The organism is Campylobacter sp. US53 (genome assembly GCF_004378995.1).
Lineage (GTDB): Bacteria > Campylobacterota > Campylobacteria > Campylobacterales > Campylobacteraceae > Campylobacter_D > Campylobacter_D jejuni.
In genome coordinates, this window is sequence record NZ_RYYH01000001.1 from 251,573 (window position 1) to 263,025 (window position 11,453).

10 protein-coding genes and 1 pseudogene are annotated in these 11,453 nt (G+C 30.3%); 7 read left to right on the forward strand and 4 right to left on the reverse strand.

The annotated features are described in order from the left end of the window. Positions 1-6 precede the first annotated feature (6 nt). Both ELQ05_RS01290 and pdxA read left to right on the forward strand, forming a co-directional pair. Positions 7-795, forward strand: coding sequence for a pyridoxine 5'-phosphate synthase (locus tag ELQ05_RS01290; RefSeq protein WP_070317003.1), 789 nt, complete (start codon positions 7-9; stop codon positions 793-795). Then, positions 776-1,870 (forward strand): 4-hydroxythreonine-4-phosphate dehydrogenase, encoded by a 1,095-nt coding sequence (gene pdxA, locus ELQ05_RS01295; RefSeq protein ID WP_070317002.1) that lies wholly within the window; start codon positions 776-778, stop codon positions 1,868-1,870. Before ELQ05_RS01290 ends, pdxA begins: the two co-directional genes overlap by 20 nt. Here pdxA and ELQ05_RS01300 read toward each other — a convergent pair. Further along, positions 1,860-2,463, reverse strand: a pseudogene (locus tag ELQ05_RS01300) (hypothetical protein). The gene pdxA and the pseudogene ELQ05_RS01300 sit on opposite strands and share 11 nt — an antisense overlap. A 113-nt stretch (positions 2,464-2,576) precedes the next feature. On the opposite strand from ELQ05_RS01300, the gene ELQ05_RS01305 reads away from it, so the two are divergent. The 4 genes from ELQ05_RS01305 (at position 2,577) to ELQ05_RS01320 (ending at position 6,253) form a co-directional block, all read left to right on the forward strand. Continuing rightward, positions 2,577-3,776: an MFS transporter gene (locus ELQ05_RS01305; protein ID WP_134239858.1), complete on the forward strand. Its 1,200-nt coding sequence runs from the start codon at positions 2,577-2,579 to the stop codon at positions 3,774-3,776. Between the two features lie 55 nt (positions 3,777-3,831). Beyond that, positions 3,832-4,152 (forward strand): invasion antigen CiaC, encoded by a 321-nt coding sequence (gene ciaC / locus ELQ05_RS01310; RefSeq protein WP_002866237.1) that lies wholly within the window; start codon positions 3,832-3,834, stop codon positions 4,150-4,152. 179 nt (positions 4,153-4,331) lie between these two features. Beyond that, positions 4,332-5,354 carry a uroporphyrinogen decarboxylase gene (gene hemE / locus ELQ05_RS01315; RefSeq protein ID WP_134239859.1) on the forward strand — a complete coding sequence of 341 codons (1,023 nt, stop codon included), beginning with the start codon at positions 4,332-4,334 and terminating at the stop codon, positions 5,352-5,354. Further along, positions 5,351-6,253 (forward strand): radical SAM protein, encoded by a 903-nt coding sequence (locus ELQ05_RS01320; RefSeq protein ID WP_134239860.1) that lies wholly within the window; start codon positions 5,351-5,353, stop codon positions 6,251-6,253. The genes hemE and ELQ05_RS01320 overlap by 4 nt, the downstream gene beginning before the upstream one ends. On the opposite strand, the gene ELQ05_RS01325 is transcribed toward ELQ05_RS01320, so the two are convergent. Genes ELQ05_RS01325 through ELQ05_RS01335 form a run of 3 tightly spaced genes read right to left on the reverse strand, consistent with a single transcriptional unit; the run spans position 6,250 to position 9,737 of the window. Then, the gene (locus ELQ05_RS01325; protein ID WP_088303500.1) at positions 6,250-7,446 is read right to left on the reverse strand and encodes a hypothetical protein; all 1,197 of its coding nucleotides are present in this window, start codon (positions 7,444-7,446) and stop codon (positions 6,250-6,252) included. The two genes, ELQ05_RS01320 and ELQ05_RS01325, sit on opposite strands and share 4 nt — an antisense overlap. Before the next feature lies 1 nt (position 7,447). Further along, positions 7,448-9,250, reverse strand: a complete 1,803-nt coding sequence (gene uvrC / locus ELQ05_RS01330) for an excinuclease ABC subunit UvrC (protein WP_134239861.1) — start codon at positions 9,248-9,250, stop codon at positions 7,448-7,450. Then, the gene (locus ELQ05_RS01335) at positions 9,243-9,737 is read right to left on the reverse strand and encodes a hypothetical protein (protein WP_002866244.1); all 495 of its coding nucleotides are present in this window, start codon (positions 9,735-9,737) and stop codon (positions 9,243-9,245) included. Before ELQ05_RS01335 ends, uvrC begins: the two co-directional genes overlap by 8 nt. A gap of 138 nt (positions 9,738-9,875) precedes the next feature. On the opposite strand from ELQ05_RS01335, the gene guaA reads away from it, so the two are divergent. Further along, the gene (guaA, locus tag ELQ05_RS01340; protein ID WP_070316996.1) at positions 9,876-11,411 is read left to right on the forward strand and encodes a glutamine-hydrolyzing GMP synthase; all 1,536 of its coding nucleotides are present in this window, start codon (positions 9,876-9,878) and stop codon (positions 11,409-11,411) included. Positions 11,412-11,453 lie beyond the last annotated feature (42 nt).

An 11,453-nucleotide genomic window follows, 5' to 3' on the forward strand; every position in this document is an offset into this window, starting at 1 on the left:
AAAAATATGCTTTTAGGTGTAAATATCGATCATATCGCAGTGTTAAGACAAGCTAGAATGGTAAATGATCCTGATCTTTTAGAGGCTGCTTTTATAGCAGCTAAACACGGAGATCAAATCACTTTGCATGTAAGAGAAGATCGCCGTCATGCTCAGGATTTTGACTTGGAAAATATTATAAAATTTTGTAAAAGCCCTATCAATTTAGAATGTGCTTTAAATGATGAAATTTTAAATTTAGCTCTTAAACTCAAACCCCACCGCGTTACTTTAGTGCCTGAAAAAAGAGAAGAGCTTACTACAGAAGGGGGACTTTGTTTAAATCATGCTAAATTAAAACAAAGCATAGAAAAACTTCAAAATGCAAACATTGAAGTTTCACTTTTTATCAATCCTAGTTTAGAAGATATAGAAAAATCAAAAATTTTAAAAGCCCAATTCATAGAGCTTCATACAGGACATTATGCGAATTTACACAACGCACTTTTTAGCAATATCTCTCATACTGCTTTTGCCTTAAAAGAACTCAATCAAGATAAAAAAACCCTACAAGCTCAATTTGAAAAAGAATTACAAAATTTAAAACTCTGTGCTAAAAAGGGCGTAGAACTTGGCTTAAAAGTAGCCGCAGGACATGGTTTAAATTACAAAAATGTAAAACCCGTAGTAAAAATTAAAGAAATTTGTGAGCTAAATATAGGACAAAGCATTGTAGCAAGATCTGTATTTACAGGACTTAAAAACGCTATTTTAGAAATGAAAGAACTTATAAAAGATGAAAAAACTAGCCATTAGCATAGGCGATATAAACGGCATAGGACTTGAAATTTTAGTGCGTTCTCATGAAGAACTAAGCAAAATCTGTACACCTTTTTATTTTATCCACGAAAGCTTGCTTAATACAGCTTCAAAACTTTTAAATTTAAAACTTTTTAATGCAAAAATCGTAGCTTTCAAAGATGGAAAAGACTATGAGTTTAATTTTATAAAAAAAGAAAATTCTCTTGAAATTTACTCTTTTTGCCTTCCTTTAGGCTTTAAAGTGGATGAAAATTTTGAAATCAAAGCCGGAGAAATAGATGCAAAAAGTGGACTTTATGGTTTTTTAAGTTTTAAGGCGGCAAGTTATTTTGTCTATGAAAAACACGCCCATGCCTTGCTTACTCTACCTATACACAAAAAAGCTTGGGGAAATGCAGGGCTTAAATACAAAGGACACACCGATGCTTTAAGGGATTTTTTTAAAAAAAATGCCATTATGATGTTAGGTTGTAAAGAACTTTTTGTAGGGCTTTTTAGCGAACATGTACCTTTAGCTAAGGTGAGTAAAAAAATCACTTTTAAAAATTTAAGCATCTTTTTAAAAGATTTTTACAAAGAAACGCATTTTAAAAAAATAGGACTTTTAGGTTTTAATCCTCACGCTGGAGATTATGGAGTTATAGGTGGAGAAGAAGAAAAGATCATGGAAAAAGCTATAGCCTTTGTCAATGCCTTTTTACACTCTAAAAAAGATGAAAAATTTTTCAAAAAAGCCTTAAAAGATGAAAATTTACAAAAAGAATTGCTTTTAAATTTTAAAGGCAAGGGCGTTTATCTACCCTATCCTTTAGTAGCTGATACAGCTTTTACTAAGGCTGGCTTAAAAAACTGCAATCGTTTAGTGGCTATGTATCACGATCTTGCCCTTGCTCCTTTAAAGGCCTTGTATTTTGATAAAAGCATCAATGTGAGTTTAAATTTACCCATCATACGCGTCAGTGTTGATCATGGCACGGCCTTTGATAAGGCCTATAAAAATGCTAAAATCAACACTAAAAGTTATTTTGAAGCGGCTAAATTTGCAATCAATTTAAATTCTAAAGCTTAAATTTAGCCCTAGAATCAATCAAATCTTCTTTAGCCAAGCTGTCTATAAAATCTTGCAAATCTTTATTGGTATTTAAACTTTGAGTGAGTAAATTTTCATATTTATCAACTTTATTTTTAAAAATTTGCTCTAAAGCTTCTTTAGTTTTTGTATCTTTTTTTGCTCTTTGCGTAAGCTCTAATAAAGCTTTAGTATAAGCTTCTTGCATGCAATCACTTGCATTGAGTAAAGGTAAAATAGGATTTTCCCCTGCTTTTGTATTTTGCATATTTTTTATACAAATTTTTCTTTCTTTAATCATCTTTTTTGAAATGACTTTGAAATCTTTTTTTCATCTTTTCGTCTGCTTTTTTTGAAATATTTTGATACAAACTACTATAGATGTTATCTACTAAAGCAAGTTTTTTATTCTCAAATTCATTACGCACGCCAATTTCATTACATATCATAAGCTCATCATCACTTTTGCCATCATCTTTCACCTTAGAACAATCAAAACTAGGTTTTACTTCATCTTTGTAAATAAGCTCATCAAAACTCAAAGCCCCTAAACTCACCAAACTTAAACCGAGCAATAAAATAATTTTTTTCATTTTTACTCCTTTAAAATTTTTATTTTATTTTAACAAAAATATTTTGATTTTTTTAAGGAAATTAAGCCTTTATTTTATTATAATGCGTTTTTATTTTTTATAAGGAAATTAAAATGCAAAATTACAAAAAAGCTCTTTTTGCACTAGCTCTTAGTGCTTTTTGTATGGGTGTAACCGAATTTGTCATGGCAGGAGTTTTGGTTGATATTGAAGCGTATTTTAGCGTAGATGCAAAAACCGCAGGATATCTTACAACTTTATATGCCATAGGTGTTGTTATAGGTGCTCCTCTTATTACTATACCTTTAAGTCATTTTCATAGACATATACAACTTTTAAGCAATCTTGGAATTTTTGCTTTAGCAAATTTCATCATCTTTTTTAGCCAAAATTTCTATCTTACAGCATTTGCGCGTTTTATAGCAGGAACACAGCATGGGGTGTTTTTTGTCATTGCTACCTTAGCTGTAAGTGCTATAGTACCTAATGATAAAAAATCAAGTGCTCTAGCTATAATGGTCACAGGACTTACCGTAGCCTTAGTTACTGGAGTACCACTTGGAACTTTTATAGGACATTATTTTGGCTTTAAATTTATCTTTTTACTTATTTTTATCATTACAAGCCTAGCATTTTTTGGAGTATGGTATATGATGCCCAAAAATTTACATCCTAGTCCCACAAGTCTTAAAAATCTAATCCCTGCTTTTTCGCATCAAAATTTGTTAAAAACTTATACTATAACCATTTGTAGCTGTGGGGCTCAATTTGTTCTTTATACTTATTTGCAAAAATTACTTGTAGAAATAAGCGGTTTTAAAGTCCAAGATACAGCTTATATCTTGCTCTTATATGGAATTTGTGCAATTTGTGGGAATTTATGGGGCGGAAAAATAGTAGATAAAAAAGGTGCTATTTTTTCCTTGCGTCTTATTTTAAGCATACAAGTTCTAGTATTTTTAAGTGTATTTCTCACCATGTATTCTAAAATTTTAATCATTTTTAGCGTAGCCTTGATAGGATTTTTTGCCTTTTCAACCATACCTGCACTAAAAATGCTTAGCATTACTAAAGCTAAACGCCATACTTATAAAGTCATAGACAGCACAGTAAGTGTAAATGAAGCAGCTTTTAATGTAGGCATAGCCTTAGCAAGTTTTTTAGGTGGGATTGTTTTAGCAGGATTGGGTATAGAATTTAATGCTTTATTTTCGGCACTTTTTGTAAGCCCTGCTTTGATTTTTGCCTTACTTTTTGCCAAAGATAAATTAAATTATAAAAAATTTCAAAGAAAAAGTTTAAAAAAGATATAAATTGGAATAGAAATTGCTTGTTTATTTAATGTAAAGTTAAATAAAGGAGGAGAAAATGGTAGTAGATAATACTCAAAAAACATCAAATGCTATTTTTAGCACCACAACAAAGGTTAAAGAGAAAAATACTTCAGCAGATGAATTTCAAGCCACATTAAATGAAGTAAAAAACAAAGAAGAAAAGGAAGAAGAAAAAACAAGCTCAAGCAAATTTACTAATGAAGACATTGATCTTGGTGCTGTTAGAGAAGATTTTAGATCTTATGCTTGGCAAAAAATGAGAGAAGATCAATACAAAAAAAATGAGGAGACTTTGCTAAATAAGCTTTTTGCTACAATTGACGCAGGAAATGCCACAAACAATACAAAGGCTTAATATACAAATCAAAACTCAAACTACACAAACGAGAATTCCAATAATTCTCGTAAAATTTCTCATAACTCTGGATAAAATGAAAAAATTTATTATTTCCTCCATATGAAGAAAATATAGAAAAATTGACCAATTTAATTTATCAAATTCTGTTATAATTTTGCTAAAAACAAAGGAAAATAATGATTTTTATTGATGCTTGCTTTAAAAAACCTACACCCTACACCCCTATTTGGATGATGCGTCAAGCAGGAAGATATTTGCCAGAATATATGGAAGTAAGAAAACAAGCGGGTGATTTTCTCTCTTTATGCAAAGACTATAAAAAAGCTTCTGAAGTTTCTTTACAGCCTATTGATATTTTAGATGTAGATGCAGCAATCATTTTTTCAGATATCTTAGTTGTTCCTCTTGAAATGGGTATGAATTTATGTTTTGAAAAAGGAGAAGGGCCTGTTTTTGATAATCCTATTTCAACCCTAGAAGACTTAGAAAAACTTGACGATCAAAATGCACATAAAAAATTAAATTATGTCTATGATGCCTTAAAGCTTACTAGAGAAAAATTATCTCAAAACAAGGCTTTAATAGGATTTTGCGGAAGCCCTTGGACTATAGCTACCTATATGATAGAAGGAAGTGGAAGTAAAAATTATGCAAAGTGTAAAAAAATGCTTTATCAAAACCCAGAACTTTTACATAAAATTCTAAACAAACTAACTCAAGTTTTAAAACTTTATTTAGAAGAGCAAATTAAAGCAGGTGCTAATGCTATACAAATTTTTGATAGCTGGGCAAGTGCTTTAGAATACGATAAGTTTTTTGAATTCTCTTTTAATTATATGCTTGAAATTTCAAATTTTATTAAAAGCAAATACTCAAATATACCTGTAATTTTATTCCCTAAAGGCATTAGCGGTTATTTGGATAGAATCGATGGTAATTTTGATGTTTTTGGGGTTGATTGGAGCACTCCGCTTGATTTAGCACGTGATAAACTATCACACAAATACACTCTTCAAGGCAACATGGAGCCTTGCAGACTTTATGATAAAAATGCCATCAAAGAAGGAGTGGAAAAAATACTAAAAACCATGCAAAATAAAGCTCATATTTTCAACTTGGGACATGGGATCTTGCCTGATATTCCTGTTGAAAATGCAAAATATTTTATCAAGCTTGTACAAGAAAGTTCAGCTAAATGAAAATACTCTTTGGTCCTGTTAGCTCAAGGCGTTTTGGAAGATCTTTGGGTATAGATTTAAGCCCTAGTAAAAAACAATGCAATTTTGATTGTGTTTATTGTGAGCTTGATCCAAAAAAAGCCCAAGAAAAACAGGATGAAATTATCAGCATAGATAAAATTATCTCCGAAGTTAAAGTTGTGCTTGAAAAAAATGTTGAATTTGATTTTCTTACCCTTACTGCCAACGGAGAGCCTAGTCTTTATCCTTATTTAAATGAGCTTATTTTATCTTTACGCAGCATTGCTAAAGATAAAAAATTGCTTATTTTAAGCAATGGTACAGCTGTATTAGACGAAGGCAAATTTAATGCTTTGCTAAAACTAGATGTGGTCAAATTTAGCCTAGATAGTGCAGTTGCTAAAACTTTTTATCGTATTGATAGAGCTTTAAAAAACATTGACTTAGAAAAAATGATAGAAAAAATGGCAGATTTTAGAGCTAGGTTTAATGGAGATTTGATTATGGAAATTCTAGTTGTTAAAGATCTTAATGACAACGAAGAAGAATTTAAAGCACTCAATCAAGCTTTAAAAAAAATCATGCCTTTAAGGGTTGATCTAAGCACCATAGATAGACCTCCTGCTTATGCCGTTAAAAAAGTAAGCGAAGAAAAACTTTTAGAACTTTCTAAACTTATAGATTCTACTCCTGTACTCTTAGCCAAAAGGCATTATGAAGGTAAAAAACTAAGCTTCAATGAAGAAGAATTATTAAAAATGCTTCATTTACGCTCACAAAGCGAAATAGACATTGAAGTGAAATTTGATGAACAATCCAAAACTCTCTTAAATCAACTTATCAAAGAAAAAAAGGTAAAAATTCTCGATTTAGCTGGAGTTAAATTTTATAAAGCTTAGGCCTTTGGTAAATACTTTCTAAGTAAAGTTATAAGATCATTTCTACTTACATCACTTAAAACTTCGCTCACACAATCAAAATCCCTAACTTTTTCCTTTGAAAAAAAGATGATATGACTTTGTGGATGCTGTTTTTTATAAGCACTTAGCAAATTTCTCATTTGCTCAAGATCAAATTTAATTAATTCATAATCAAGTAAAATCAAACGATAAGTCTCCTTGCTTAATTCTTGTTTTAATTGACTAAAAGAATTTATACATACATTTTTATCGCATTGTTTTTCTATTATATTAAAAAATAAGGTTGCATCAAAATCATTTTGCTTAAAAAGCAATACATTATTTTGATAAGGGGTTTTAAATTTTAAAGTGCAAACCTTATCAAGCTTGTTTTGCAAAATATTTTCAAGATCTTTTTTTTCAAAAGGTAAAGTTAAAAAATACTCATAATGTGTATTTTTATGGCGACCCATCACTATAAAATCATAGTTTTTCTTTACATTTTCATTTAAAATTTTATCCTTGATAAAAATCAAATGAAAGTCATTAACATCAAAACTTAAATTTTTAAAACAAGTGCTTTCTATGCCAAAATACGAAAGTAAATTTGCAAGTAAAAAATTCTCAAGCTCATCATTATTAACTATAGCCACACTTGCTTCAAACTGCAAAACCTTTCCGTGAGATGTCCCTATAATGCTTTTATGATGCTCTAAAGCCTCATTTAATTCTAATCTAATTTGATCTTTTTGAGAATTTAAGGCATTTAAAATCAAAGAATTAATTTCTTTATTATACCCTTCATTTAAGCAACGCATTGCATTGGATATATTTCCAAGCTGATATAAATTTTCCTCCAATAAATGCAAATATCTATCTTTTTCATGGGATATTTTAGTTAAATTTTGACCCGTAGCTTCAAATTTTTCCTTTAACAAATCAAGCGCGCTATCAATATCAATCTTTTTTTGAAAATTTAAAAAATCACTTTGCATGCAAAAAATTTTTTGATGTATTTTGTTTATATTTCTATTTTGTCTAAAAGCAAAAATAAAAAGTGTTAAAGATAAAACAAAAATGCTAGAAAACATACCTATTTTCAGTTGTTCAGCAACACTATCAAGCTTTGAGATATCAATACTTAAATACGCTAAAATTAGATTAAAAATAAAAATTATCCCTGCTAATATCAAATCAATTTTCCTTTATCTTTTGCGCCACTTTCTTGCCTACAAGCATTGCAAGATCTTTAAAACCAGCCTTATATATAGATTCAAAATTTCCATAATACGCTAAAAGTTTTTGTATAACCCCTGAACTAAGTCCTAAATTTACAAGATTAGAACTTTTCAAGTCCTGTTTTTTCTTAGTATTTTGATGAAAGCTGATAGCAAAACGATGCGCTTCATCTCTTAATTTCTGTAAGAATTGTAGTTTTTTATCGTTAATACTTAAGCTAAATTCTCCTTTTAAGGAATGAATTTTATCCTTAGCACCGCCTTTAGCTCTATGTGCTTTTGCATCGATTTTTTCTTTTGAAATAGCTAAAATATCGACATTTGCCCCACTACTTACAATGATTTCTTTAGCCAAATCAAGCAAAGCCTTTCCTCCATCTATAAGCCATAAATCAGGAGGGGGTATTTTATCAAAGTCCAAAGCCCTACGCATTAAAACTTCACGCATTTGTTCATAGTCATTTTTATGTTTTAAATGAAATTTGCGATATTTTGACTTATCCCAAGAATTTGCACTATAAGTTACCATAGCTCCAACATTTGCCACGCCTTGCAAATGAGAATTATCAAAAATTTCTATATCATTTGGTAAATTTTCAAGCTCAAAATAAGACTTTAATTCTTTTTGTATAGTAAAACCATGATTTTTTTGCTCTTTTTCTATATTTAAAAGGGCATTTTGAAAAGCCAAATCACAAATTCTTCTTTTTTCTCCTATTTTAGGGATTTTAATACTGATTTTTTTATCAAATCTTTGGCTTAAAATTTCTTCTAAAAGCACTCTATCTTCAAATTCTTCATAAACATAAATAACATTTGCAAGCAAAGGAATATCCATGCTAAAATTTTCTAAAATCAGTTGCTTATAAATTTCATTTTTATCCCATTGTATATCATTTTTTATAGGAGTAATCTTAGAATTTACACTGATAATTTTTCCATTTTGCACTACAAAACGCAAGGTTGAAAGCATAGAATTTTTAAAAGCTAAAGCAAACACTTCAAAATCTTCTAATTTTGCAATATCTATTTCAACCTTAACTTCTAAATCCTTAATCGTTACAATCTGATCTCTTACTTTAGCTGCTTCTTCATAATTTTCATTCTGTGCTAAAACAAGCATTTGTTTTTCTAAATTTTTTATTAAAATACTAGGATTTAAAAGCGCGTGCATAGCCTCATCTAAAATTTCAAGGTATTTTTCCCTGCTAATGCGTTTATCACAAGGCGCAAGACAACGAGAAATTTGATAAAAAATACAAGGGGATTTACAACTTGCTTTTTGCTTTAAAGGATAGTATAAATAAAGCGCATCTAAAAGCTCTCTAGCGCCTTTAAAAAAAGGGCCAAAATATTTAATTTTGCTTTTTTTTACTAATTTTCTAGTGATCTCAAAGCGTGGAAATTCTTCTTCAAAATCCACATAAATATAAGGATAAGTTTTATCATCTCTTAGTAAAATATTATATTTTGGATGCAGTTGTTTGATAAAAGAATTTTCCAAAATCAAAGCATCGGCTTCTGAATTAGTAGTGATAAATTCCAAATGCACTGTTTCTTCAATCATTTTTTGAATTCTTAAAGAATTTCTTGGGTTTGCATGTAAATTTGGAGTAAAAGCGAAATAAGATTTGACACGATTTTTAAGATTTTTAGCCTTACCTACATATAAAAGCTTTCCTTCTTGATTAAAATATTGATACACTCCAGCACTATTAGGAAGAGTTTTTAACTCATTTTCTAAATTCTCTTTAGTCAAGATTAGAACCTTTTTTTATAAGCTCTCTTAAATCTTCAAATTTCTTAAATAATTTTTCATCTTCAAAGCAATTTTTAAATTCACCCTTAGAAAGCTCCAAATAAGAATTTTTAGAGAGTTTTTCATCATTTTTGTTTTTATTTACTGCATAAGTGTATTTTTGAGAAAAGATTTTTATATCTTTTATATCAACAAATCCACTTAAAGGATATTTTTGTCCATACGCTTTTATGAGAAATTTAATATAAATTTTGCTATCATCATGATTTAATTCTTGATAAGCTGCTGGATGTAAGGTTATTATATTTAAAATATGATTTTTTACATAAATTTTAGCAATCAAACGTTGCTTAGCAAGCGGAAAAGAACTTAAAAAATCTTTGCAAAAAAATAAGGTTTTTAAAGGCTTATAATGAGGTTTATCCATCAATTCATTAATAACAGCACTAGCGTTTTTAGTCATCTTAATATTATTTCTTTTTCCCATAAGATGATTTTAGCATTTCTTTTCTTAATTTTCTTCTGTGCTTGCGGATATAAAGGCAACCCTCAATACACAAGCTATGAACAAAATGGTTCGGTAAAAACCATTAAAAAATACGAACAATTACATAGGTGGTAAATAATGAAAAAAGCAGATATTTTAGTTTTAGACTTTGGCTCTCAATACACTCAGCTTATAGCAAGACGCTTAAGGGAACAAGGAGTTTATGCAGAAATTTTACCTTTTAATGTGAGCTTAGCTGATATTAAGGCGAAAGAACCAAAAGGTATTATTTTAAGCGGAGGTCCAGCAAGCGTATATGCAACTGATGCGTATTTTTGCGATAAAGGTATATTTGACTTAGGTTTACCTATTCTTGGAATTTGTTATGGTATGCAGCTTATGGCACATCATTACAAAGCTACAGTAGCACCTGCAGGACATAAAGAATACGGCAAAGCAAACATAGAAGTTAAAAAAGATAGCGCTTTATTTAAAAATCTTCCAAAAAAACAAACCGTTTGGATGAGTCATTCTGATAAGGTAGAAAATTTACCTAATGGTTTTGAAGTTTTAGCCACAAGTGAAAATAGCCCTTTTTGTGTTTTTGGCAACGAAGATAAGAAATTTTTTGCTCTGCAATTTCACCCAGAAGTGCAACACAGTGAATTTGGCAAAAATATCTTAAAAAATTTTGCTAAATACGCTTGTAATTGTGAAAGCGTTTGGAATATGGGTTCTTTTGCAAAAACTCAAGCAGAAAAAATCCGTGAAGAAGTAAGCAGTGATAAAGTGCTTTGTGCAGTAAGTGGCGGAGTAGATAGTAGTGTAGTTGCTGCACTTTTAGCTAGTGCTATAAAAGAACAAGTTATAGTAGTTTTTGTAGATAATGGACTTTTAAGAAGCGGAGAAAAAGAACAAGTTGAATTTATGTTTAAAAATACCTTAGGTATCGATCTTATCAGTATTGATGCAAGTGAAATTTTCTTAAGTCGCTTGGCTAATGTTAGAGATCCTGAGCAAAAAAGAAAAATCATAGGAAATACCTTTATAGAAGTTTTTGAAGAAGAAGCAAAAAAACATAAAGATGTAAAATATCTCGCTCAAGGCACACTTTATACTGATATCATAGAAAGTTCTGTTGTAGGTGCAAGCAAAACCATTAAAAGCCATCATAATGTAGGGGGCTTACCTGAAAAAATGAATCTTAAACTCATAGAGCCTTTAAAAGAAATTTTTAAAGATGAAGTGCGTGCTTTAGGGCTTGAGCTTGGACTTAGCAAAGAAGTGGTTTATCGCCATCCTTTCCCTGGGCCAGGGCTTGCTATACGTATTATGGGAGAAGTAAATCGCCCTAGCTTAGAACTATTGCGCAAGGCTGATGTAATTTTACTTGAAGAACTTAAAAGTACAGGTTGGTATGATAAAACTTGGCAAGCATTTTGCGTGCTTTTAAATGTTAAAAGCGTTGGGGTTATGGGGGATAACCGCACTTATGATAATGCAGTTTGTATACGCGTTGTAGATGCAAGTGATGGTATGACGGCTACCTTTTCACATTTACCTTACGAAGTTTTAGAAAACATAAGTCGCCGTATCATCAATGAAGTAGAAGGTATAAACCGCGTTGTTTATGATATCTCAAGCAAACCACCTGCAACCATAGAATGGGAATGATCCATTTTTTCTAGCTCTTATTTTTATTATAAAATTTTTATA